Source organism: Granulicella paludicola, assembly GCF_025685545.1.
Taxonomy (GTDB): Bacteria; Acidobacteriota; Terriglobia; order Terriglobales; family Acidobacteriaceae; genus Granulicella; species Granulicella paludicola.
In genome coordinates, this window is record NZ_JAGSYC010000019.1 from 1 (window position 1) to 25,872 (window position 25,872).

At 55.2% G+C, this 25,872-nt stretch carries 18 protein-coding genes; 10 read left to right on the plus strand and 8 right to left on the minus strand.

Going from position 1 to position 25,872, the window contains the following annotated elements; translation table 11 throughout:
- Positions 1 to 161: 161 nt before the first annotated feature.
- A complete protein-coding gene (locus OHL14_RS02565; RefSeq protein ID WP_263377744.1) occupies positions 162 to 1,622 on the minus strand; it encodes an exopolysaccharide biosynthesis polyprenyl glycosylphosphotransferase in 1,461 nt (486 codons plus the stop codon).
- Between the two features lie 360 nt (positions 1,623 to 1,982).
- On the opposite strand from OHL14_RS02565, the gene OHL14_RS02570 reads away from it, so the two are divergent.
- The 8 genes from OHL14_RS02570 (at position 1,983) to OHL14_RS02605 (ending at position 13,256) form a co-directional block, all read left to right on the plus strand.
- Positions 1,983 to 3,434 carry an FAD-dependent oxidoreductase gene (locus tag OHL14_RS02570; protein ID WP_263377745.1) on the plus strand — a complete coding sequence of 484 codons (1,452 nt, stop codon included), beginning with the start codon at positions 1,983 to 1,985 and terminating at the stop codon, positions 3,432 to 3,434.
- Positions 3,431 to 4,645 (plus strand): DegT/DnrJ/EryC1/StrS family aminotransferase, encoded by a 1,215-nt coding sequence (locus OHL14_RS02575; protein ID WP_263377746.1) that lies wholly within the window; start codon positions 3,431 to 3,433, stop codon positions 4,643 to 4,645. The genes OHL14_RS02570 and OHL14_RS02575 overlap by 4 nt, the downstream gene beginning before the upstream one ends.
- 37 nt (positions 4,646 to 4,682) lie before the next feature.
- Positions 4,683 to 5,585, plus strand: a complete 903-nt coding sequence (locus OHL14_RS02580) for a glycosyltransferase (RefSeq protein ID WP_263377747.1) — start codon at positions 4,683 to 4,685, stop codon at positions 5,583 to 5,585.
- A gap of 126 nt (positions 5,586 to 5,711) precedes the next feature.
- A complete protein-coding gene (locus tag OHL14_RS02585; protein ID WP_263377748.1) occupies positions 5,712 to 7,835 on the plus strand; it encodes a GumC family protein in 2,124 nt (707 codons plus the stop codon).
- Positions 7,836 to 7,844: 9 nt separating this feature from the next.
- Positions 7,845 to 8,723, plus strand: coding sequence for a polysaccharide biosynthesis/export family protein (locus OHL14_RS02590; RefSeq protein WP_263377749.1), 879 nt, complete (start codon positions 7,845 to 7,847; stop codon positions 8,721 to 8,723).
- Complete coding sequence (locus OHL14_RS02595; protein WP_263377750.1) at positions 8,713 to 9,891, plus strand: glycosyltransferase family 4 protein; 1,179 nt, start codon at positions 8,713 to 8,715, stop codon at positions 9,889 to 9,891. The genes OHL14_RS02590 and OHL14_RS02595 overlap by 11 nt, the downstream gene beginning before the upstream one ends.
- A 44-nt stretch (positions 9,892 to 9,935) precedes the next feature.
- The gene (locus tag OHL14_RS02600; RefSeq protein ID WP_263377872.1) at positions 9,936 to 12,002 is read left to right on the plus strand and encodes a glycosyltransferase; all 2,067 of its coding nucleotides are present in this window, start codon (positions 9,936 to 9,938) and stop codon (positions 12,000 to 12,002) included.
- 24 nt (positions 12,003 to 12,026) lie between these two features.
- Positions 12,027 to 13,256, plus strand: coding sequence for a glycosyltransferase family 4 protein (locus OHL14_RS02605; protein WP_263377751.1), 1,230 nt, complete (start codon positions 12,027 to 12,029; stop codon positions 13,254 to 13,256).
- Here the strand turns inward: OHL14_RS02605 and OHL14_RS02610 are convergent.
- The 6 genes from OHL14_RS02610 to rfbB form a co-directional block, all read right to left on the minus strand.
- Positions 13,253 to 14,002 (minus strand): WecB/TagA/CpsF family glycosyltransferase, encoded by a 750-nt coding sequence (locus OHL14_RS02610; RefSeq protein WP_263377752.1) that lies wholly within the window; start codon positions 14,000 to 14,002, stop codon positions 13,253 to 13,255. The two genes, OHL14_RS02605 and OHL14_RS02610, sit on opposite strands and share 4 nt — an antisense overlap.
- 207 nt (positions 14,003 to 14,209) lie before the next feature.
- Positions 14,210 to 16,702, minus strand: a complete 2,493-nt coding sequence (locus tag OHL14_RS02615; protein WP_263377753.1) for a LamG domain-containing protein — start codon at positions 16,700 to 16,702, stop codon at positions 14,210 to 14,212.
- A complete protein-coding gene (locus OHL14_RS20145; protein WP_396270757.1) occupies positions 16,692 to 17,090 on the minus strand; it encodes a helix-turn-helix domain-containing protein in 399 nt (132 codons plus the stop codon). Before OHL14_RS20145 ends, OHL14_RS02615 begins: the two co-directional genes overlap by 11 nt.
- Before the next feature lie 257 nt (positions 17,091 to 17,347).
- Entirely contained in the window at positions 17,348 to 19,717 is a 2,370-nt protein-coding gene (locus tag OHL14_RS02620) for a hypothetical protein (protein WP_263377754.1), read from the minus strand.
- Between the two features lie 185 nt (positions 19,718 to 19,902).
- A complete protein-coding gene (gene rfbA, locus OHL14_RS02625) occupies positions 19,903 to 20,778 on the minus strand; it encodes a glucose-1-phosphate thymidylyltransferase RfbA (RefSeq protein WP_263377755.1) in 876 nt (291 codons plus the stop codon).
- Entirely contained in the window at positions 20,775 to 21,869 is a 1,095-nt protein-coding gene (gene rfbB, locus OHL14_RS02630; protein WP_263377756.1) for a dTDP-glucose 4,6-dehydratase, read from the minus strand. The genes rfbA and rfbB overlap by 4 nt, the downstream gene beginning before the upstream one ends.
- A 172-nt stretch (positions 21,870 to 22,041) precedes the next feature.
- On the opposite strand from rfbB, the gene rfbC reads away from it, so the two are divergent.
- Complete coding sequence (gene rfbC, locus OHL14_RS02635) at positions 22,042 to 22,602, plus strand: dTDP-4-dehydrorhamnose 3,5-epimerase (protein ID WP_263377757.1); 561 nt, start codon at positions 22,042 to 22,044, stop codon at positions 22,600 to 22,602.
- A gap of 40 nt (positions 22,603 to 22,642) precedes the next feature.
- On the opposite strand, the gene OHL14_RS02640 is transcribed toward rfbC, so the two are convergent.
- A complete protein-coding gene (locus tag OHL14_RS02640; protein ID WP_263377758.1) occupies positions 22,643 to 24,496 on the minus strand; it encodes a capsule assembly Wzi family protein in 1,854 nt (617 codons plus the stop codon).
- 188 nt (positions 24,497 to 24,684) lie between these two features.
- Between OHL14_RS02640 and OHL14_RS02645 the strand changes: the two genes are divergently transcribed.
- Positions 24,685 to 25,644 (plus strand): pectinesterase family protein, encoded by a 960-nt coding sequence (locus OHL14_RS02645; RefSeq protein WP_263377873.1) that lies wholly within the window; start codon positions 24,685 to 24,687, stop codon positions 25,642 to 25,644.
- Positions 25,645 to 25,872: the final 228 nt, after the last annotated feature.

The window sequence follows — 25,872 nt, forward strand, 5'->3', positions numbered from 1 at the left end:
GGGGTGTGGGGAGGCGGGAATCGCTACGCTCATCCCGCCTCCCCACACCCCTAATGGCGGTTATCTGAACACAGAGATAGCTGCGCTACACTAACACGCAAGATGGTTCAAAAGCTCGGGCAGGCCATTCAAAGCAAGCAAAAATGCGATGGTTCACCAGGTCACACCCCGCGAACGGCGAAGAGTGCGGTATGAAGCATGATGGCGATGTCCAGTGAAATTGAGCGGTACTTCAGGTAGTAAAGATCGTAGTGCATGTTTTCGTGGATCGGGTAGCGGCGGTCTTCACTAATCTGCCAGATGCCAGTGAGGCCAGGTTTTATGGCGAGTCTTCGCATTTGGATCTCTGAGTAGGTGGCGACGATGAACGGCATCTCCGGCCGCGGACCAACCAGGGTCATATCGCCCCGCAGAATATTTAGGAGCTGTGGCAACTCATCGATGCTGCTCTTACGCAGCCAACGCCCAACGCGCGTGATGCGAGGGTCAGCAGAGTCGAGCGGGCTTGTCTTGTAGCCACACATCTCGGTATGCATACTTCGAAATTTTAGGATGGTAAACGGCTTGCCGTGAGTGCCTATACGCGTTTGGCGAAAAAGGACAGGCCCGCGCGTGTCCAGCATGATAGCCGCAGCCGCAAGCAGCATGGGAATGCCTGTGATCACGAGCAATAGCGATGACGCGGAGATATCAAGTGCTCGCTTCAAAGCGTCGTAGAGCGTACGTTTGTTTGCGGTGTGAATCCCATAAAGTAGCCGCCCATCGAGCTCGAAGTAGTCGACCTGCACGCTGCCTGGGCTATGCGGCTCAGCTCCAAAAAGGATGGTTGCGCCTGCGCGTTTGCTTTGGTCAATCACATACTTCAACTGCGCGCTCGAAGCCATAGGTGATGCGATCACAACAAGATTTACACCTTCCGATCGCAAAGTCTCTTCATTAAAGCGCTCAGGACTGTAGATGTTCACATGGGCTGCGTTGCGTTCAAATGCCCTTGCATAATCGGGACTGTGCGCATCGCTAAAGCAGACTGTGGGGAGCAGCCTACTTTTGGGAGAGCGAAGGAGTGCGTCAAGAACAGGGATAGCGTTCTCAGCATGGCCGTAAACGGCTGCGCGATATAATCCTGCGCGGCGCGAACGGATATAGAAGAGCAATGCACAGTAGGCCTGCTTCTGGATGATGAGAAACAATGAGAGCAGTACGATCGTAAGGCCGCCAAATTCGAACGTGCTTCGCACGCCGAGAAAAAGAGCGCAGGGCGCAAACATCATTGAAGCATAGAAGACGGCGTTGAGAATGCATGCGGTTTCGCGGAGACCTAACAGGCTTCCTCCGATGCGATATGCTCCGGCGCGATCAAGCAGAACTACCAGCACCGCCGATACAACCAATGCCGCTGCGTGAAGTCGCATCTGCGATGCATGAAGTTGCAGGTGCAGCATGGAAAGCTGTGCTAAGTAGAACGATAGTTCGATAGCGCACAGCGCGGTCAGTACATCAAGACACACCTCTACCAGCTGGATTCTAGACAGGCGAAGGATGGCGTGATTGCCGACTGCGGCAGGTACCTTACTGGAAGGGTAGCCTGCATTCTGCGATATAGCTGTTGTGCTGGTTGCCATAAGGCTCCGTCAATACAGGATTGGATCAACCGGGACTTGCAGACTGCCTGTAGGCGATGGCTGCATCTATGGCCCCGGTGGAACAGCTTCGTTCCGGTAATTACACAGAGTATGAAGGTTCCCAGCGCGGGGTGTGTCGGCTTTGAACTGCACACCCGTTGTATTTGCGTGCCGGGTGTAACCCTGCTGGCGTCACAATCATGAGATTCCGTTTATTGCCGACAACCCGTCCTCAGCGACTCGTTACTATCACTGCATCCAACACATGTGCTCGATCTATGTGTTCTTCAGTTTCTGCCAAACACTCACAGCTATCGAAGCCAGGAATTAAGAACGGCTCAATGAAAGAGACGGTTACCGATGATGGAAAGTGTCACTCCAGATCGACCCAAGCACAGCCATGCGATGTTAGCGCCCGATATAGAAACTTCGTGCCTCATCGTCGGCGCCGGCCCGGCAGGTCTCGGACCTCTCGTGGCCGCAGCAACCTCGGATAAGCTGCAGGCCTTATTGAAGGCTGGCATTACGATCGTGGAGGCAGGTCTGGTAGCTGGGTGCGGGGAGATTGGACGCTACGCGATTTCTTCTGACAGTGCTGCCGAAGCCTTTCTCGATGCACTCTCCGGCACGGAGTATCCGCAGCTTGTTAGGTTAAAAGATCATCACTTGGCCGCAGCTATTCGCGGACGCATTGGTCAAGCTATTCCGCTGAAGCAGGCTGCTCAGTTCCTGCAACTTGTGGGTGAATCGATCTGTGGGATGGTGAAAGAGTCCAGACGCGGCCATGTGTTCATGCAGCATCGGGTGCTTTACACACGACGCACGAACGATGGTGGTTGGATTACAACCGTGCGCGACGAGCAGCAGGGGACGCTTCGGCAGATTCGAAGCAAGTCTGTAATCGTTGCGACGGGAGCGGAGCAACCGCTGTCACGCCTCTACTCAGAGGAAGTTGCCGGTCAAGCCCTGTTGCCTAAGTATGCAGGCAAGGTTTTGCAGAGCGGTTACGCGCTTACCGCGGGTGGCTTGCGCCAAATTAGAAGAGAGTTGGCAGCAAAAAGCGATCCTCGCGTAGCGATTGTCGGCGGTTCGGCTAGCGCAGGCGCCGTCGCGAAAGCGTTGTTGAATGACAAGACGCGAATTCCGTTTGGATCAAACGGCGTGACCATTGTCCATCGTCGACCACTTCGCATCTTCTATCCATCTGCTGCCGACGCGCTGAGTGATGGCTACACTGATTTTGAGCCGCAGGACATTTGTCCTGTCAGTGGCAGAGTGTACAGACTGGCGGGCTTTCGTCTTGAGTCGCGCGAGTTGATGATGCGTGTGCTGCGTGTAGGTGGAAGAGATGTTGAACCGCGTGTGAGACTGCAGCAGGTTGTTCCGGAAAACACAGCGGAAACCGCGAAGATCCTGGACGATGCACACATTATTGTAGCGGCGATGGGGTATCGACCTAGGGCGTTGACGGTGCTTGACGCATTCGGCAATCGGATCGCATTGCAGTGTGATACCGACGACATGGTTCCCATGGTCGGAGGAAGTTCGAATGTTTTAAGTGCGTCCGGTCGGGCGATCATGGGTCTTTACGGGGTTGGTCTGGCCTCGGGCTTTGTGCCGCGTGGTCGGTTCGGTGGTGAGCCAAGCTTCAAAGGGCAGGCCAACAGCCTTTGGCTTTGGCAACACGATATCGGTGAGCAGATCGCCACTGCAGTACTGCACGACGCAACTGCTATGAACGTATCCAACCGCTCAGTGGTCCCCAGTTCATATGTTGAAGTGCCCCGAGAGCAGCAGGAAGGTGTCGCATGATGGGTGTAAAGCGCGAAATACGAATGGCGAAACCGAATCCACCGAAGCTGAGCGAGCATCTTGCCGAGCTAATTGCGCTGGAGCAGTCTGGGACCTTTTCAAACTATGGCTTCCAGGCTCGTCGTCTTGAGCGAGAGCTTATCGAACAACTTTTTGATAGTGGCCATTGCCTCTCAGTCTGTAATGCAACTATGGGGCTTATGGTCGCGATTCGCAGTACGTTGTGGCGGCGCAAGAAACAACGCAAATACGCCTTGATGCCCTCCTATACGTTTGCTGCTACGGCCCATGCAGCGCTGTGGTGCGGGCTGACGCCACTTTTTTGCGATGTAGATGCCGACACTTGGCTCGGTTCTGAAGCGGCCGAAGAAGAGCTTCTATGTCGTTATAAAGATGAGATCGCCGTGGTTATTCCCTGTACGACCTTCGGCAATTCGATCGACATGGCGCGCTATGATCGCTATCACCGGCGGTACGATGTCGACATAGTTGTGGACGCTGCAGCCGCGCTCGGCAGCAAAGGACATGAAGGCAAGCAGTTTGGACAGGGAAGTCGTTGGCCTATTGTGTACTCGATGCACGCCACCAAGCCTTTTTCCAGTGGCGAAGCTGGCGTGATCTACTCTGCGGACTCCGATTGGATCGAAGAGATGCGCGCGATGGCCTCTTTCGGCTTCGAACAGCCGCGTGTCGCTATGCTCCCAGGTTTGAATGCAAAGATCTCTGAGATCGCTGCGCTTACGGCATTCCTCCAGCTGCAACGCTTTGAGGAGGTTGTGGATCAGCGAGCGCGACTTAAAGTGCAGTATGAGATAAGTCTTCCGGAGTTGAAGCGGCAAAGTGTGAATGGTCAGCGTCAAGTAGCCTCCTACGAATTCGTACTTCTGCCTGAGGAGATAGCTCATCTTCGTTCGCACATGATCGAAGATCTCAAGGATCGAGGCATTGGAACAGGTTGCTACTTTAGCCCTCACCTCGCAGAGCAATCGTATTTTGCGCAGTGCAGCGTGTCAGGACCACTTCCAAACACCGAAACCCTGAGCCATCAAGTGCTGACTCTGCCGATGTATGACACGATGACACGTGAAGAGGTGCAATACGTCTCGGATGAATTGCTCGCAGTGTTGTCGAAGTATACCGAAAGGGATTTAACCCCGACTGCCCAACCGTGTATACCAGAACCGGCTTACGTTATGGGACAACCAGCATAGCGATGACAAAGGTCTACACGGAGATGAGGGCAAAGAATTGAAAGCAGGTGGTCGTGACATCGCGAGCGATAGTGCAGCGCCTTTGCCGCTGGTGTCTGTCATCATCCCTTATTACAGTCAAGGGTCATATATCGCGGAGACGATTCAAAGCGTGCGTCGCCAGACGTATCCAAATATTGAATTAATCGTCATCGATGACGGTTCGGCAGAAGTTCATGCAGAGGCTTTGCGCAAGCTGGAAGGCCTGGTGGTGCATCGTATTCCGAACTCCGGGCCACCCGCAGCTCGCAACTTCGGATTTCATCAGAGCTCCGGCGAATACCTCGTTTTTCTTGACGCTGACGACGTTCTAACTGACGAGTCGATTCAAAAGAATCTTCATATGCTGCTTGCCAATCCGAAGGCGGCACTTGCTTTCGGCGCGGTTGAAGTGATCGATTCTCACGGACAGACACTAATTAAAAATCGTGTTTGCCTCCCAAGACGTAACTATTTTTTGATGCTGCTGGAGACGAATCCAATCTGGTCTCCCGGGGCAGCTATGGTGCGTCGCACCGCATTCAAACAAGCTGAAGGCTTTCGAGACATGCGGCAATTTCAAGCCGATGACTACGAGTTTTATTTGCACTTGGCACGTATAGGGGACTTTTGCCAGCATGACGAGTGCGTGCTTCGATACCGCCGCCACAGCAGCAATATGTCAAACGATCGTGAGCGCTTATTATGGGCCACACTCGAGGGTCTCGATAGGCTGGCGGCGGAGCATCAACTCGGCTTGCTCGAACGATTGCAGCTATGGCACGGACGTCGACGTTGGCAGCATGAGTTTAGCGACCGAAAAGGGTTGCTTGCGGAACTGAAGTCTTTCTACTTTAAGATTGCGACGTTTTGGAATATCGATGCGCTTTATTTGTTGCAAAAGCTCACCTCGAGAGATTGATCTTCAAATGTGGTTGAGAGCCGACGCAGACCACCTTGCCAGCATTGATAGTTACATAAGGATCAGGCCCGCGGCGTCATTCATTCGTCGCTTAAATCTGCCATCCTCCAGTTACTCAGGAGCCTTGTGAATCCATCCATTTACCGCGAGTTGACACTCCGTGACTTCATGCAGTCCTTTCTGCGCAGAAAGAGCTTGTTCCTCGGAACCGTCGGGGCCGGCGTCTTGCTGGGTGTTTTGGTATGCGCGCTTATTCCACGAAAATATGAAGCTACAGGTACGATCGAACTCGATACGCCCTCGGCAGATGGCCTTGATCGAGGTTCGCTCATGGGTGGCGCGCCGTCTAGTTCCGATGCTATGTCCGCGGACATTGCGATTCAGACACAGGCCAAGATCCTGCAGTCGGATGAACTCGCTCTCCGCACGATCACTGCTCTGCACCTGGCAGACAAAACGTCCTCGTCGGTAAAGCCTGCCGGAGGAAATACTAAGGACCAGCCGGCGCTGAAGGCGCTGACCTCATTTCGAACCGCGCTTACGGTGAAGCCAATAGCTGGCACTAAGCTCGTACAAATCTCTTTTTCGAACAAAGACCCGCGCGTTGCGGCGGCTGTTGTCAATGAACTAGTTAGCCAGCTGACGCAATTTAGTGAAGAGCGCATGTCAGCTTCGACCAATGAGTCGACCCAGGTGCTGACGCGGCAGCTTGAAGGACTTCGCACGCAGAGCGAAGATCTGCAAAAGCAGGTCGCCGCTATGCAGTCGCAGACGGGGCTTTACGAGCAGAGCACCTCTGATGGACGCAATGACGGGCAAGCGTACTCCGCGATTCTCTCGCAGTTTCAACGCGCAGCCGCTACGCTGAGTGATGCCACACAGAACCGGATACTGAAGGACTCCATCTACAATGTAGCGAAGACGGGTGACCCTGAACAGATCTCAAGCCTGGCAGGTAACTCGATGGGCGGGTCTTCATCCGGGCTTGCGAACTCGCTGGGGACGATCGAGAATTTGCGTGTGAGTGAAAGTCAAATGCAAACGCAGCTCGACCAGCTGCGCGTGAAGTTTGGCCCGGATTATCCGAAGGTCGCTGAACTACAGGCTGGTATCGCAAGCTCGGAAAAATCAATTCAGGCTGAGACTCAACGCATCAAGGAACGCGCACAAACAGATGCAACCATTGCAGACCAGACATGGAAGAGTGCGCAAGACAACTATAACCAACTGAAAGCTCAGGCCGACTCGCTTAACAGCAAGACCGTCAACTACCGTATCACCCTGCAGGAGGCTGACGAAAGCCGCACGCTTTACACGGATCTGATGAAGAGGTTGAAGGAAGCTGGAGTTGTTCAGGGCCTTCACTCGACGAACGTCACAGTAGTTGATAAGGCAGTTGTGCCTCGTCTGCCATCGCGACCAGTGGTCCCCCTATACATGGCTGTCGCTCTAGCGCTCGGCATCTTTCTCGGCGTCTTTGCTGTTGCCGCTGCAGAACTATTGGACGACCGTATTTATGAGTACGTTTCCGTGGAAGAGATGGGACTGAAGATCGCAGGTATCGTACCGCACTTGCTCGGAGGAGACGGGATTACGGTGGCAAATGGGGTGCTCGGCCTATATCACAACGCGATCCGCACAGTTCGTAACAATGCGACGCCTTCTCGACAAGGTGTCGCTGGTACCGTGGTTGCAGTTATGCCGGCAACACCTCATGAGAGCTCGCGACAATTCGCACTCAGTCTTACAGGCAATGCCGCCCAAGCGGGGCAGCGTGTTCTGTTTGTCGAAGCCAATGCGTCGGCGAGAGAAATACGTGGGCTGAAGACTGGAGTGGAGAAGCGGAAGATAGGTGACGTTTCTCCTGTAGTTGAGAAAAGCAAGGGTAAGAACCTTCCAGCTGTATGTCATTTGAGCAACGAGCTCACGACGGCGGGTTTGCCTATTACGCAAGATGATGCGGGACTTCAGCTTCGCCTGCAGGAATGGCGAGATCAATACGACGTGATCTTCATCGATGCATCAGCGCAACTCTTCGATGCGGATGCGGCGGCTCTGTGTGATAACGCAGACGTGGTGTTACAGGTGGTCACATATGGCGTGACGACTAAGACCTCGCTTCGGCGATCGAGCACACTTCTGAGCCAGCGATCCGGCAAGAAGCCCGCTGTCATCATTCAGGATGTTCCGCTACGTTCGGTTGCGTTTACAAATTACTACGGCTGTGCGCCGGCACCTGGCAATATCTAGGAGGGCAAGATGAAACCTGTAGTGCTACTTGCCATCTTAGGCACCGTGCTCACGTCACCGTTGTTTGCGCAGAAGGAAAGCCTTCTCATCGGCCCCGGCGATCAAGTGCATGTGGAGGTGTTTGATACACCTGAACTGAACTCAACTGCGCGTGTAAGTGACAAAGGGGATCTGCCGTTGCTTATGGGGGGAAGCGCACATGTCGCTGGTCTTACTCCAGAGCAGGCGGCCCAGGAAGTGGAGCGCAATTTGGTTCATCGGAGACTGATGAATAAGCCGCAGGTGCTGGTCACAGTGCAACGGTCCGCTACGCAAAATGTGACAGTTTTTGGTCAGGTAGTGCGTCCTGCTGCGTACGAAATTGCTACGCCAAGGCCGCTGACAGAGATTCTCGCGCAAGCTGGCGGATTTACAGAAACAGCCGATCATCACGTGTCGATTCGAAGGGCAAATGCTAAATCCGTGGAGACAGTCTTCGTATCGAATGACCCGAAGACCGATGTCGCGCAGGATGTTTTCATCTACCCTGGGGACGTTGTTACCGTTCCCAAGCAGGGTCTCATATACATTCTGGGGGACGTCAATCGGGCCGGTGGTTTTCCGATGGGTAACGATGCCTCGGGAATGACGGTGTTGCAAGCCATCGCTACCGCTGGCGGAACCGCACATACAGCGAAGAGCCAGGCGAAGCTCATCCGTCGCGAAAATGGCGACGGGTACAAGGAAATCCCATTGAATCTAAGTGCCATGCAAAAAGGGAAAGAGCCTGACATGGTGATGCAGCAGAACGACATCGTGTACGTACCCTTCGGCTTCCTGAAAAATGCAGCGCTCGGTGCAACAGGCATCGCGTCGGCAGCGACCTCGGCGGTGATCTATGCAAAGTAGCGTCCTTGACTTTCCAAGAGCAGTTGAAGACAGCATCGATAGACCTGACCGCGTGAAGGTGTATCACCTGCTTGATGAGGCCGAGCCTTTCTCTGAGGTCAATGGCGGCGCAATCTCGCGCTGGGCCGCAAACGTACTACGAGATAGCGAAGAGACGATCATCTGCCCCGATTACGATAGCTCGTGGAGTTTTGACGAAAAGCGTCTCCAAAAGCTGTCGAATTGGCAGAGAACGGATATCATTCATCCGATCTTGTACCGTATGCCATGGATGTTACAGAAGGCTTTCTACCTTCGCCTCTTTAGGCCTCTCTTGAAGCAGATGAAGTCCGGTGACATCCTGTACGTTCACAATCGTCCGGAGTGTGCTTCGGTGCTCAGCACCGTGGCTGCGAAGTACGGCATCACCGTAGTGCTTCACATGCATAACTCGCATCTCACGGTCGCGAAGTCTTCGCAACTTCGAGCGCTGAAGCATACGCCCATCGTCTTTGTAAGCACTTTCCTGCAGCGTGAGATCGAGCAAAAGTTCCCAGGTCACTTTGCTCGAACCTATGTCGTTTACAACGGCGCTGATGTTCAGCGTTTTTATCCTGCGCCATTTCGAGATAGCAAGCGGACGACTGTCGTTTATACAGGTCGCCTGATTGGTTACAAGGGTGCGCACATCCTTCTGGAAGCGATGCGGTTACTGCAGCAGAGAGGTGTCGATATCCAGTGCCGGATTGTCGGCGGATCATGGTTTGGTAAGAGTCGGACAACCGCTTACATGAAGAGCCTTCGACGCAATTGTCCGTCCAACACCGAGCTTGTAGGCTACAAGGCCGGCGCTGAGTTAGCGGAGATACTCCGCGAATCAGATATTTTCTGCTGTCCCTCCATCTGGAACGATCCATTCCCCCTGGCTCCCATTGAGGCTATGGCCACGGGATTGCCTGTAGTTGCATCCCGTGTTGGCGGCATTCCAGAGGCTTTACAGTATGGCGGTGGTTTGATGGTTCCTCCCAAAGATCCCTCAGCACTGGCCGATGCAATGCAGGCGCTTACGGAAGACTCCGATTACAGACTGCGGCTTCGAGAAGAAGGCATCCATGCAGCAGACCGCAAATTCCGCTGGTCGAATGTGCGCGAACAGTATGAGACGGTCATCGAAAAGGTATCTGCATGAGTAGTGGTAGTTCGGACCATGGGCTCAGATCCAGTGTTGGCTGGATGTTTATTGGGCAATGCAGCGGATATGTGCTCCGTGTCGTTTACTTCATCCTTATTGCGCGAGCGCTGGGAGTGGTTGAGTACGGCGCGGTTGCCGCTGCATTCGCGTTCGTAAGCCTTGGCGCACAGTACAGCCGTCTGGGCTCAGGTATGGTGTTGCTGCGGTACGTTTCTGCTGATCGACCGCAGTTCAGCGTGTATTGGGGAAATGTTCTAGCCACTACGCTTGCTGCAAGTGGCATCATCACGCTGGTGTTTACGCTGGTTGCTCCGCATATCCTCGACGCGAAGAGTGTTGGTCTTGTAGCTTTCACGGCTGCCGCAAGCTGCGTCTTCGAGCAAATCACAATCAGCACAACCCAGGTATTTCAGGCCTTCCAGCGAATGGGATTCACGGCTGGCCTCAACTTGCTCACTTCACTGTTCCGAACAATCGCTGCGGCGGGCCTTCTGCTCACGGTTCATCATGCAACGGCGAAGGAGTGGGTGATCCTTTCGATGATTGTCTCCGCCCTCGCAGCTGCGATTGGTGTCACCGCGGTTACGGTCTGCTTTGGGCGGCCAACTCTAGATCTGAAAGTCTTCCAGTCCAGAGCGGGCGAGGGCATTGAATATGCCTTCGCAGCGTCCACAAACAGCGCTTACGACGACCTCGACAAAACCATGCTGAGTCACTTCGGCATGACCGCCGCAGTAGGCATCTACGCCATGGCTTACCGTGTGATCGAGATGGCCACCGTACCAATCACCTCGATCCAACTCGCAGTTGAGCCACGTCAGTTTGCTCTCGGAGAGGAGGGCGTACTCGAGTCGGCGGCACTCGGTAAGCGTCTACTCTCAAAGTCGGTACTGCTTAGTTTGGCCACAGCGGCCATCCTGTTCGCGGCTGCACCCGTGCTTCCCTTATTAGTGGGCAAGAACTTTAGCGAGTCCGTGAGCGCACTGCGGTGGCTCTGCCTGATCCCGTTATTTCGCAGTGTCCACCACTTAACGGGGAGCGTATTGACCTGCTCGGGAAAACAGCGCCTCCGAACAGCCAACCAGCTCGCGACAGCAGCCTTCAACTTTCTATTGAACCTTTGGATGATTCCTCGCTTCGGCTGGGTCGGGGCCGCGTGGGCATCGCTATTGAGCGATGGAGCGCTCGGATTGATGAACTGGTTGACCCTGCGCCACGTTCTGCGCAAGAAAATCAGCCGGGATCTTGCAGCCACTGCACCAAGCCTGGCACCGCCTGTCATCTCGATCGTTATCCCATACTTTAATCAGGAGATGTATCTTCGCCACACGGTCAACAGTGTGAAAGCTCTGAGCTATCCCCATGTCGAAGTAATTGTGGTTGATGATGGTTCTACCGTCTCCGCTGCAAGTGTCCTGGAGGGTATAGATTCTGTGCAGATCGTCCGTACGGCTAATCGCGGTGTCTCTGCGGCACGTAACCTCGGGGCGAAGCTTAGCTCGGGCGACTACTTCATCTTCCTTGATGCAGACGATTTGCTAGAAAGTTCCGCTATCGAAGCGCATCTCAAGTTGCTCGAGAGGTCGCCCAAAGCTTCGATGAGTTTCGGCGCCACGCAGATCATCAGTGCGACCGGGAAGATTCTGGTGAAACCCCACGTTTGCAGGCCTCGCCGCGACTACCTAAGGTCTATGCTGGTGAGCAACCCAGTCGCCTGCCCGGGGGCGGCTATGATCTCGAAGGAGGCGTTCCATCGGGCCGGCGGCTTTGACGAACGTTTCAAGATGGCTGAGGACTATCTGCTCTTTCTTCGTATCGCTGCCCGTGAACAGATCGTTCGCCACGCCCATTGTGTGATTTCGTATCGAAGTCATCCCGCAGGTGTCTCTCAGGACAAGGCTGCAATGCTTGCGAGTACCTTGACTGCGCTTGACCTGGTAAAAAGTGATCTGAGCGCCGAAGATCAAAAGTATCTGCAGCACGCTCGTTGGCGTTGGAGACACGAGTATGAGGAGAATAAGGGTCTTCGTTTTGCTTGCAAACGTTTTTATTGCAAGTTGCATGCCATGATGACAGTTCCCGTTTCTGCTTACTTTGGGCGCGAATAGATAAATCTGGCCTGGGAGTGCTTGTTGAATATCGTCATCGTAAACGATAGCGCCACAATCAACGGTGGTGCCGCGAAGGTTGCTCTCACGGAGGCAAAAGCTCTTGCGGAGTGCGGACACAAGGTGCACCTGCTGTGTGGGGCAGGACCCATTGCTGCAGATCTTGCGAGCACTCGCAACCTGGTTATCCATCAACTTGATATTCCCGATATCAACGTCGATCCGAGTCGGATTCGCGCCATGAGCTTGGGTCTCTGGAACCCAGGTGCGCACAGATTTACCCAAGAGCTACTTTTGTCGCTCGACGCGACGCAGACAGTAGTACACGCTCACAGTTGGACGAGGGCGCTTACGTCGAGCGTCCTGCAAGCCGCGCTCGAAAGTAGGTGTTCTGTTGTACTCACGTTGCACGACTATCTGATGGGTTGTCCGCAAGGAACATTTTTCCAACAACGTAAAGGTTGTCCCTGCACACTCGTGCCCATGGGCATTTCCTGCCTTGCAAGTAATTGTGACACCAAGGGCTATACGCACAAACTCTGGCGTGCGGGTAGAAAGTTTGTGCAGGACAAGGTCAGCGGAGCTCCACGAAATATTCGGAACTTCATCTATCTCTCGAACGCATCGTTGAATCAACTGAAGCCGTACTTACCCCCCGATGCAAACTACTACCGCCTGCCCAATCCGATCGACGTACAGCGACTCACACCTGCGGCCGTCGAGCGTTCCGATATATTCTGCTTTGCTGGTCGTTTCGTTCCGGAGAAGGGCGCGCTGTTGTTCGCGCAAGCGGCCCAGGCGCAAGCCATATCGGCGCGCTTCATCGGTGACGGTCCGCAGAGAGATCAGATCGTTCGCATTATGCCCTCGGCGCAGATGTCCGGCTGGATGAATAGCTGGGACTTATCGCGAGCGCTTCGCGACGCCCGTGCTCTTATCTTTCCATCTGTATGGAATGAAGTGCTCGGCCTTACTGTTCTCGAAGCCGCAGCTCAAGGTGTGCCTTCAATCGTCCCTAAAGGGTGTGGCGCTGAGGAGTCTGTTCTCGATGGCATCACGGGACTTCACTTTGAGAGTGGTAACGCGAGCGACCTGGAAGCAAAGATCTCCATGCTGAAAGATCCGGTGTTCGCGGCAAAGCTCGGTCGCGAGGCGTATGAAACATTTTGGTCCACGAAGGAATGGACCATGGCGAAACATATAGAAAATCTTGAAGCAATCTATGGAGAGATCCTCGAGAAGCGCCAAAGTTAGGCCTTCGATACTAGCGACTTTCCTCGAGGAGACTTTTCATTCCTTGCGCGAAGTTCTGCAGGCGCATGGTTCGCTTTGAGAGTAGTTCTAGCCTGAGTCGGAACATCGCTGCGTTTTCTTCCGAAGAATTGCCGCAGAACGACTGATAGGAACTGCAGGTTGCCCACCAGGTATCTTTTCCAAAGTCTTCGGGGTTCGATACAGAGGCGCCACAGCCACTCGCAGCCAGCTCTCTGCCAGAATATCGGTGCTCGTTTGGTAAAGCCTCCAACCAATTCGAAGCTGCCACCCACACCGATCATTACCTTGGCTCGTACGTGCAGGTGTTCCTCGATCCAGTACTCAGCCTTCGGCGCCCCGAGAGCTACAAAAACGATGTCGGGATTGGCAGCATCGATACGATCCGATACTTCTTTATCCAGCGCAGAATCTTCATCGAACCCAAACGCAGGACAGTCGATTCCAGCCACGATCAGGCCGGGATAACGTGCGCTCATGCGTTCCATGGTCGCTTCTGCTGCCCCGGGTCGGCCACCCAGAAAGTACACGCTCTTGCCGTAGATTGCCGCCTCTTCACAGAGCCGCACCATCAACTCAGTTCCATTGACGCGACCGCGCAAAGACTGGCCCAGCGCAGACGCTACCCAAAGCAAGGGGACGCCATCTGCAGTGCTCACCGAGGCGTTCGCGATCAGCCTCGCAAGGCGAGGTTCGTTAGCGGCAAGGGTAACAAACTGCGCGTTCACGGTGACGACTTGCTGGCATCTCGCGCACGGGTCGCTCGCGAGTTGCAGAATCTCTTGAACTGTCTCCGGCAAAGACAGTGGATCGAGAACGGTCTTCCCAATCGTCACACGCTTTCGTGGCTTGATAGCTATACTCACAGTTCCTCCATCTTCAGTATCACAGCCCCACGACGGGAGTATGTCGGCAATAAGCCACCTACATCGCTTTCATCTAAAGATGATTACGTTCACGCTCAACGGAGGTAGCACCACTTCAGTGCCATCATGCCACGATGGCATTCTGGTCATGACAGGCCCAGCTTGCCAGTCGCCACTGCGGCTGCGATCATACTGCCGTTTGCCATAGCTCCATACCTCCACCGCATCTCCCGCCCGCCGCTCAGCGAGCCGCACCGGTACCGCATGCTCATGATCGGCATCCCGGTTTATCAATAACACCGCATAGGACCCATTGTGGGTTGCAGCATAGGCCGCCAGCCATGGAGCCCCTGCCGCGTCGGTTTGCACACGCAGCATATGCTCGCCGTCCTTTACGAAGCCGCTCTGCGAGAGAATCTGAAATCCTCTCGCGGCCGGCATCAGGTCACCTGGTTTAAGCCCCACTTGCACCTCTCCGACATTTGCGGTAGAGCCCGTATACACCAGCGCGGTATTACCGCAACCCGACCACCAGTTGTACGCAGACTCCCCCTTTGCATCGTAGTTATATGTCGAGCACACGGCTGTTTCGCCTTGCGCTTGCCACGTTGCGAACTCGACGCCCGCTTGCATAAACTCAGCGATTTGTATTGCCGTGAAAAGCGGCATCACTGCACCCATACTCTGTTTCGACCACTGATTGCCGCTCTCTTCTCCATTCCATTCCGTCACCCATATTGCTCCTGAAGGCTTCCCCGCATTCAGCAGTTGCGTTTGAAAAGAAAGCAGCGTCCCTCGCACCTGTGTGCCTGCGTCTACACGCTCTTGATAGAGAGTGGATCCATCCGTAATTGGATCGACGATCGGATATGAATGGAGTATCAGTGCATCAAACTTCGCCTGCTTTAACAACGGAACCTGATAATGCACTAGCGGGTCGTACCCTGGATTAGGCCCTGCTGACGGTACGGCAATCCGCACAGTTGGATCGACTGCTTTTATTGCTTCGTAGAACTGTGGTTCATATGTCGTATAAGTTGACAGTTCATGCCCATGCGACTTGAAGTAGGGGTTCGGATGCAGGTCAATGTTTGGGCCATCATAGGAGTACTGTTCGTTCCCAATCTCCCATCGATTGATGCCGTACTTCCGCTCTTGATTGGCGAAACTTACGAGGTCTGCCCCATTACGTTGCGCGCTTCCGCCGTCATCGCAACTCGGTGGATTGCTCCCATAGTTGACTGTCATATCCACATCGAGCCCCAACGGTTTCGCAACCGCCTCCATCATGTGTTGCAAAGTGTTGCTCGTTGTACCCGTTCGAGATGGCGTGGTTTGCCCATCTACTGCCGTGCAATCCGCTTTACCGCCTCGCCAGTTGTCGGCATCCGGAAAGCCACCTCCCGTATAGCGAAGCGCAGTCACTCCCGCAAGTTTCAATCCTGTCAGCAGCGCTGCCAGCGGAGCAGGGGAGAGGTCCTGGTTCGCATCGACATAGCCAAGCACATCGCGATGGATAACCCCGAGCCGGAGCGGTAGCACCAGAACCCCTCCAGCGGGTGGAGAAGATAACTTCGGCTTGAAGTCATCTCCTACTTCAGCTGCACTCCACGCTCGGTTTGCGATCAGAGCTTTTGCAATCGACATCTGCTTGCCGGTCTCGCAACATCCAGGAAATAGCTGGTAGTAAAAAATTGCGTCGTCCAGCAACTCCTTATACGATACCTTCGAACGCAATGTCCCGTCGACGTAAAGAGAGAGTTCACCCTCATTCCACGTCATCACGATCCGATGCCAGCTATCGCTTCGCAGATCGCAATGTTCTACATGAAAGCTTTCTCCAAGTCGTGTCCTAAATGAGCCACGAACGCAAAGCTCCTTCGAGTCCGTTTTTTGCAAGACCTCCACAGCCACGCTCGACTTGCCATCGATTGCCGTCATGGACTCTGCCATGAGCGGATAGCCGCCGGCGTCTGCGTTGAGCCAGAGGGCCAAGGTTCCAGCGTGTTTATTGAGGAATATTCCCTGCTGCTCAAGTTTTGCCTGGCTGTCGAGTGTCTGTGCTGCGTGCTCGCCATCCGGTACGGGGCCTGCCACGCCGCCTTGGATACCAAGACCGTGCGTAAAACCATGCGCTAATGGCCACGCGCCAAGATAATCAAACCCCAGGTCATCGCTCTGTTTTTCGCAAAGGGCCCAGTAGGCAAATACCCCAGGCTCGGTTTCATAAAAAGAGTCGTAAGCGGACTGGCATGCATTGGCTCGCGGTAGTTCCATTGCAGGCTGCTTGGAAGCAGATGACTGGGAGGACGCGGATGCCACGCCTAAAGCGAAGAGGCAATAAGCAATGTGAGCGGCTTGCAGTAACTTTCTCAATACTGATCCTTGAAAGGCTCTGGTGTTCGGCGAGAGTAATCGCCCGGTGTCGCGAAGAGATCGGCAAGAAGTGGAACCATCGGTTCCGTAGAGATTTGAAGAGAAGAAGCGATAACGGCGCTTGGCGCCTGCGGCCAGGGAACTTGCCCGGCCGCAAGCAAAAAGCAAGCCAGGGTTAGATTCCATCCAGTAAATCGGATAGGGTGAGCTTCATTCCGAGCGCGATCACTTCAAGCATATGGAGGGAGATCGACTTACGTCCTCGCTCTACGTCGGAGATAAAACTGCGGTCGATACCGAAGTCTACCGCCATGCGTAGTTGGGTCATGTGGCGCGAACGGCGGAGTTCGCGGAGACGTAGACCAAACCGTGAGCTTATGTCACGGGGAAGGAAATCGACCGACTTGTCGATAACGACGTGAGTAGAGGGTGTGACTCGTGGAAAAAGGGGCCCGTCAGAAATTCGTACACTGCTGGGCCCAGGGGCGACTACATCGTTGCCACGTGGATGACCCGCAGAGCGGATCGTGGCAACCGGAGAGGACGCATACTGTCCCCCTGCATAACCATGCATGTATATACTCCTGGTTTTTTTGTCGTGATTGTTGTGTCGAGCTTTGCTCCTTATTGAATAGGCACTTCATTGGTGCTCAGCGGCGTAAGGCTCGCATTCATTGCACTGCGGTTGATCAAGCCAGCGACGTTACCATGTCGATACCTGGGTTTCATCTTATGACGCAATTCTGATGTTGTTAGCAAAGATATTCTGGTTTTAGCCGTCACAAAGATTCTGATTAGCGTGGTCCACAATTGGACTATGGTGAGCACCTGTTACGGCTGCACTGACAGCGCCACATGCACCGCATGCTGATGGCCACCACCACTCGCTGTCACAAGTACATCGTAGCTGGCGGCGTTCGTATGCGTAGCCACGCAGCCACTCATGCTAAGCGCTGTGGCCAATCCTGCTATGACTAACAATGCTGAAAACAGAGAGTGAGGCATTCTGCGACGCACGCCGCTTGCTGCGAGGAAGGGAAGCAGCAGAATACCAGCCATGACCCCGTAAGTACTTGTCTTCAGGGCGCGATCAGCTGCGATGCTGGTATTAGGCTGTATTGTCAGCTGTGTCTGGACCGTGCTGGAACCTGGTGTTACTGAACTCGGCATAAAGACCGCGCGATAGCTTGTAGGAATACCCGACACGGTGAAGCTCACCGCATATGGGATGCTGCCGGTCGCAGGGCTCACGCTCACTGTATATTGCGCTGTTCCACTGAGCGGGATTGTCTGCGTCTGCGTACCCACGACGGACAACTGGAAGTCCAGCGTTGAGGCAACGACGCTTAGCGGAAACGAAGAACTCCCCAAATTGCCATTTGCATCCTTAGCAGTAACCACTAAGGTGTATGAACCTATAGTTGTAGGTGTTCCGGAAAGTGCGCCTGCAGCTGAAAGGCTCAAGCCCGGTGGAAGCCCCGTTGCCGAGAAGGTATACGGTGCCGTGCCGCCTGCTCCAGCAAACGACCCGGTGTAGCTTGTTCCAACAGTCGCTGCACCGAGCGTCCCCGTGACTGTAATGGTGACAGTGCCAATCCCGGTGCCGTTCAATAAGACGATCTGACTGTTCGCGACCCCGGTGCCGAAGGCGGCAAGGTTGTTGTCGGTCAACGTCAACTTGCCTTGCACTGCGCCATTCGTGGCGGGAGTGAAGGTCACCGCGTAGCTGCAGCTCGCATTGCTGGCGAGCGGAGCCGTGCTGGAAAGTGTCCCGCCAATGGCAGGGCATGTTGTCGCTCCGCCGCTTACCAGGTTGAACCCTGAGGTCAATACAGGGTTTGTGCCACTCCCGGCAGCCAGCGTCAGCGGAGCTGAGCCTATGTTCTCCACTGTGAATACTTGTGCGCCATCTGCAGTGTCGGTCGTTCCTGCCTGCGTGGGCGTCGCGAAGATCACTACCGGGGGTGTTGCAACATCTACAAGCACCACGCGGTTATTGTTGTAGTCCGCGATGTACACGTCGCCGTTTGCAGCCACAGTTACACCGTTGGGTATGTTTAAACCGCTACCCACTGTACGAAGGCTGCCATCTGTGACTGAAATTTCTTTGACAGCATTGTTGTAGGTATCCGTCACATAGACGTTGCCGAGCCCGTCGACAGCCACATCGCGGGGCAGATTGAAACCTGTACCAAGCGTCTGCACTTTGCCCGTCGCCGCCACGATCTCTTTGACGGTCCCATCATTAAGCCCCGCGACGTACACATTGCCGCTACCGTCCACGGCCACCCCTGCAGGCGCGTTGAAGCCGCTGCCTAGCGTGCGAACGCTACCATCGACTGCAACGATTTCCTTTACCGCATTGTTCCCGATGTCTGCGACATACACATTGCCGCCACCATCGACAGCCACACTATTCGGCATCATGAAGCCACTGCCAAGGGTGACCATGCTGCCGTCGGAGGCAAGGATCTCCTTCACAACATTGTTGTAGGTGTCAGCGACATACACATTGCCTGCGCCATCGACAGCTACTCCACCCGGCAGGAGAAAACCACTGCCTAGAGTTTTCGTACTGCCATCGGCTACAACGTACTCCTCGATGGAATCGAGACCGATGCTTGCGGTGTAGACGTTACCGCTGCCATCAACCGCCACGCTGTTTGGCCCGCTGAACCCCTGGCCGACCATACTCTGCGTTCCCGGCAGATACGCGATCTGAGGCCCATAACCATAGCCCTGGAGGTAGCCTGTTGCTACCTCGCTTGTGCCATTCGCCAACACTATCGCCCCATTGCGCGGACCGTTGAAGCGGGGCGAGAATGTGACCACCACGCTGCATGTGTCGCCAGTCGCGTAAGTATGGGCCGCGCCGTTCGTAGTGCAGGTTCCCGTGCCTGCATCGACGAAGTCTTGGTTAATAGCCCCAAGCGTCAACACCTTCACCGTCACCCCGCTCCCTGCAGTGGTAAAAGTGAATGTCAAGGTAGACGGTGCACTCGTATTGCCCGTATTTACGGTGCCAAATGTCACTCCATTTGAGCCCAGTGCCGCCGCAGTATTGTTCGTAGATGGAAGCGGAGCCACAAGTCGCGCCTGCTGAGCGAACGCAGCAGACGCGACGGAAGAGAGTAGAACCAAAGCAGACGGCAGCGCTCTCGCGCGAAGCAAACAGATGTTGAGCATAGTGGTCTTAGTCATGGGGTATCGAACAGTCGTAGAGGTCAGGTTTATCGCCGTAGCTTTACTTCTGTCAGATGCGCCATCAACCACTGTATGGGGAAGGAACGCGGCGTTTGTCGTCCAAAGCCATCACGCCCGCGCTCCGATCGAATCGGAATTGCCTCATCGGTTAGCCGTCACACTTCAGAGACGCCCACAACGATCTAGTAAATCGTATCCAGCAGCAACTGCTTCAAGTAGTTGCCATAGGTGCTTTTACCGAGCTTGGCTGCCAGCTGCTTCAACTCGTCATAGGTGATATATCCCTGCCGATAGGCAATCTCCTCAGGACAAGCCACTTTTAGCCCCTGACGCTGTTCGATCGTCTGGATGAAATTGCTCGCCTGCAGCAGCGACTCGTGCGTGCCCGTATCCAGCCACGCCACGCCGCGACCGAGGATCTCGGTGCGCAGCTGGCCCTTCTCGAGATACCAACGGTTCACATCCGTGATCTCCAGTTCGCCACGCTCGGAAGGCTTGATCGACTTAGCCACATCTACGATCTGCTTGTCGTAGAAGTAGATGCCCGTCACCGCATAACGCGACTTCGGCTTGGACGGCTTCTCTTCAAGAGACAGCACCTTGCGGTCTTTGTCGAACTCCACTACGCCGTAGCGTTCTGGATCGGTCACAGCATACGCAAACACTGTCGCGCCTGCGGTCTGTTGCGCCGCATCCGCAAGCGATTTCGGAAAATCATGCCCGTAAAAAATATTGTCGCCCAGCACTAGACAGCATCCTTCTCCGGCGAGAAACTCTTCGCCGATCAAAAACGCCTGCGCCAGCCCATCAGGAGAAGGCTGCACCGCGTAGGTGATCTTAATGCCCCACTGCTCGCCCGTGCGAAGCAGCTCTTGGAACGACGGCGTATCGCGCGGCGTGGAAATTACCAGCACATCGCGAATCCCCGCCAGCATCAGCGCCGACAGCGGGTAGTAGATCATCGGCTTGTCATAGATCGGCATCAGCTGCTTCGACACCGCCTGCGTCACCGGATGAAGCCTTGTACCCGATCCGCCCGCGAGAATAATCCCTTTCACTTGACCACCTCCGTGCGATCGTTCCGGCCGCTGTAGTTTTGAGTCACCCACTGTTGATAGCTGCCGCTGGTCACGCCATCGACCCACGCCTTGTTCGTCAGATACCACTCCACCGTCTTACGCAGCCCCGTCTCGAAACTTTCCTCCGGCGTCCATCCAATCTCGCTCTCGATCTTGTAAGCATCGATGGCATAGCGCCGATCATGACCAGGTCTGTCCTTCACGCTTGTGATCAGCTGCGCATGCGGCTTGTACTTCGAGTCCGGCACCAGCTCATCAAGCAGCGAACACAGCGTCTCCACAACCTCGCGGTTCGATCGCTGGTTGCATCCACCCACGTTGTACGTCTCGCCGATCCTACCCTTGGCCAACACCGCCGCAATCGCCTTGCAGTGGTCAACCACGAACAGCCAATCGCGTACCTGCATCCCGTCGCCATAGATCGGCAGTGGCTTGCCCGCAAGCGCATGCGTAATCATCAGTGGGATCAGCTTCTCCGGAAACTGATAAGGCCCATAGTTGTTCGAGCAGTTCGTCACCAGCACCGGCAGCTTATACGTGTGCACCCACGCCCGAGCCAGGAAGTCCGACGCCGCCTTGGACGCTGCATACGGGCTGTTCGGAGCATAAGCCGTCGTCTCTGCAAACGCAGGATCGTTCGGCTCTAGCGTGCCATACACCTCGTCGGTCGACACATGCAGAAAACGGAACTCCTTCTGCTCCTCTTCGCTCAACGTCGCCATGTACGCGCGCGCCGCCTGCAGCAGCGTAAATGTGCCATCGATGTTCGTCTTCAGAAACGCCTCAGGCCCCAGGATCGAACGATCGACGTGGCTCTCCGCCGCAAAGTGAACAATCGCCCGAGGCTTGTGCTCAGCCAGCAGCCGGGACACCAATTCTCCGTCGCATATATCGCCCTGCACGAAGGTGTAGTCCGGGCGGTGCTGTACCGTCACCAGCGTCTGCAGGTTGCCCGCGTACGTTAGCTTGTCCAGGTTCACCACCGGACCTAGCTCTTCGCCCAGCCAGTGCAACACAAAGTTGCCGCCGATAAACCCAGCTCCACCCGTTACAAGAATGCCGTTCGTCATGCGTCTCCAAAATCGTCGAGTCGTACTCACGGACATGCATCAACGCGACTGCCCGGAAGCCACTATCTATCATAGGGCTTAGCTCTTCCCAACAGAAAGCTGCACAGTTCGAGGAGGTATCCCCGGGCGCTGCCTTGGAATCTCCACAGGCGATTTGATCTAATGAGTCAACATGGAAATCGTCGACACCCCGCTTCATGATGTTAAGCTCGTCCGACCTAAACGCTTCGGAGACGAGCGCGGCTGGTTCGCAGAGGTCTTCAACGCAAAGAACTTCGCCTCCGCCGATCTCCCCACGAGCTTCGTGCAGGATAACCAATCCTTCTCACGACGCGGCGTTCTGCGTGGGCTCCACTACCAGCTCGGGCAGCCCCAAGGCAAGCTCGTGCGTGTTCTGTCTGGCCACATCTGGGACGTCGCCGTGGACCTCCGCAAAGGCTCGCCCGACTTCGGCAAGTGGGCTGGCTTCGATCTGCGCGGGGATGAGCTTGAGTTTCTCTGGATTCCCGAAGGCTTCGCTCACGGCTTCCTGGTTCTTTCCGAAACCGCCGAAGTCCTCTACAAAACAACCGACTACTATCACCCCGTCGGCGAGCGGTGCGTCCGTTGGGATGACCCCACTCTTGCCATCACCTGGCCCATGGCAGACATCGGTATCCCCGCTGTCTCAGCAAAAGATGCCGTCGGCGCACTTTTGACCGAAGCCGAGTTGCCAGAACCTTACACCTCTTGAATACCGTATGGCGATGGCTTATATGCCATCGCCATACGGATTATCGGCCTTCAATACCCGCAGGCCCGCCCATCAGCTTCGGAAACCAAGTCACCTGGAACGTTGCCGTTGTGTCTTTCTGCAGCCCATTACCCGGAATATAGATCGGTGCCTTCCAGCCCTCGTACTGCACCGTCGCGTTCAACTCCAGGTCGTGGTGGAACCGCTTCACCACGTTCACAATTAACTGGTTCTGCGTTGTTCCGCCCGGAATAAAGTCCTTCGGCGTCTTCTTGTTGAGATACTCCACCTGTACCCATTCGTTTCCCGATAGGTGATACGTAAGCCACGCTTGCCCGCCCTTGGCCTCGCGTCCAATCCAGTCGCCCATCAGATAACCCTTGTTCGTATACCCCTGCGTCTGGATCGTCTCGTAATAATTGAAATACCCACCGATGCTGCGCAGCGTCGAGGTGTCCGTACTGCTAGCTTCCACACGGAAGTCGAGCTTTGGCAACTTGGGAAACTGAGTGATGTATACACCTGGCCTATACGCTGCACGGCGTGGAGCACTTGGGGGCGTCACATCGTCGTGGGCAATCGAGTCCGTATATAGCGTCACGTACTTGCGCAGGTAGGGAAGCCGCCAACTGAAATTGAATTCGCTGTACCTCGCCCCTGGGTCCAGCGCGGTGAACTTTTCGTTGTAGTTATTCTGCAAGTCGCTCAGAGAGAAGAAACTGCGGAGAAACGTGTGCAGTGTGATGGGCTCATGTCCCTTGCCGCCCCAGATCACCGATCGCGCAAACCCGATCCTCACATTCGTCGTTGGCGCAAAACTCACTGTCTCTGAATGAAACCAAGGCGAGTTGGGGTCCGTGTGTCCCTTCAGCGATCCCACTATGAAGTCATATCGAAACGGACCCGTCACGGCAGAGAGAAAGGGAATATGGAGCGGTTCCACGCGGTTGACACGGAACGAGTAGATGTCCTGCGCATTGTTGCTCAACCCCATCGCGCCACCATAGCCTGGTCCGTTCCATGTGTCCGACTTTCCACCTGAAACTTCGTGTCCCAGCACATGGACGGACAGCGTCGCTTCCTGTAGCTGAAAGGTGTTCACTGACGCAATCGGCCCCGTGGGGATTGTCGCTTGATTCAGGTTGTAGCCGGAGTAGGGAACAAGATCGATCGCTGACAACTGCGCCATCAGCGCCTGCGAATACCCGACAGCCGATGGAGAGTGTTGATATTCGCCGCGCACGTAGAGCGAGAACGGGCCGGCTTCGTTCACCGTTGAAAAGCCAAGCTGGCTGTTGAAGCCCGGCTCGTAGGGCCGCCCATAATCGTTCACAACGGTCTGCCCGAGATGATAGCCATCGCGAAGAGACTGGCCGCCGATGCCCATCGCCCGCGCATATACCGAATCCACTCCATATAGCCGTCCGCGTCCCTCGCCTGTCTCGGTTGCCTCCTGCACGACGTAGGCCTGTAGCTTTGCAAGGATCGAGATGGCCTCATCATTGCCATCGGCCATAATCTGCGGAGTTGCCTGTTCCAGCGTGTGCAGCAGACCGCGCCGCGTCCACGGCCGCATGCCGATGAAGGACGTATCCAGATAGCCCATCGAGTACAAACGCAACGCCAGCGGATACACCGTGCTATCTACCGGAATGTAGGTCGATCCCAGTTGATCGGCGTGCTTGTTGATTGGCAGCGGATCGTAGTGCGCCAGCTTCATGAACATCGATTCCTGAGCAGCCTTAGGAGCCGCGGCTGCCATGTTGCTCTCTGCCGCAGTTCCCGCAGAAGGTCCCTGCGCCAGCGCGACCGAGGCACTCAGGAGAGGAAGAAAAAGAGATACAGAAAGCTTTCGTCGGGACCGCAGGGCCATCGAGGCAAAGGAGAATTGCATGGCGTTAGTCTATCGCTTTCGACCCCACTTCGCTCCCTGTTCGGACATCCGTCAACACCGTAGGCGTCAAGTCCGCAGCTCTTGCTGTTATGCTCGCCTTCAGCCTTATGTTCACCTTCATGCCATCCACAAAGTCGGTCTTGCCCTGGTTTGGGCGAGCCATGTCGTGCGTTTCACTATGCGCCGTGATGCTGACTGTGGTGCGCGCGCAGCGGCCGGTCGTTACTGTCTCGGCGACCGGAACAGCGCAGTTCAAGGCCGTGCAGAAGGCCATCGACGCTATGCCTGCGACTGGAGGTGTGATCGAGATTGCGCCCGGGATCTACCGCGAGAAGCTGCATATCACGACGAATGGCATTGAACTGCGCGGTCTGGGGCGAAAGCCGGAGGACGTGGTGCTGACGTGGGACGATGGTGCTCGCTACGTCGGTGGAACGAGGAACTCAGGCAGCGTGAATGTGACTGCCGATGACTTTCGTGCCGAGAATCTCACAATCCAGAACGACTTCGAGCGGACGCACGATCGCAGCGAGGAAGGCTCGCAGGCGGTGGCGCTGATGCTCTCTGGCGATCGCGCGGTGTTGCGTCATGTGCGACTGCTGGGGTTTCAGGACACGCTGTACGCGAACAGTCGAACTTGTCATGATGCGGGCGACAAGCCTTGTCAGGCTTCGCGGCAGTTGTTTGAAGATTGCTATATCGAAGGCCACATCGACTTCATCTTCGGGGATGCGAAGGCGGTATTCAATCGATGCGAGATTCATGCTGTTGCGCATCAGATGGTAACGATCACGGCGCAGAGCCGACTGACTCCGCAGGAGGATTCGGGATATCTGTTTCTCAACACGACGCTGACCGAAGCGGATGGAGTTGGACAGTTGTATTACGGACGACCTTGGCGCGCTTCTTCGCGGGTCTATTTTGTGGATACCAAGTTGGCGAAGGGAACTGAGCTGAATCCAGCAGGTTGGCTCGAATGGGGCGGACGATTGGCGACCAGCGATTATGCCGAGTTCGGAACGGTGAGAGCGGATGGAAGACCGGACGATGTCAGCGGACGGATTTTCTCGCGGCAGCTGACGGCGGATCAGGCGAAGGCGCTTTCGGTGCAATCGTGGCTGGCGGGCAGTGATGGATGGAAGCCTTAGTACCCCCTCCCCCCCCCCCTATACTTTTATGCTCAAAGTACTCATTTGGCTGAGGTTAGGTCTCGGGATATTTGCCATTTGTCTGACAGTGTGACCCGCCATCTCAGGGAAAGTTCTGACGAGGCTTTTTGTTTCGCGCTTACAGCGTTCTGGCCCCATATCGAATCATCACCTGAGCCTTCGGCCGTGAGGCTGGGCAATAGACGAAAAACTTGTAGAAGGTTTTGT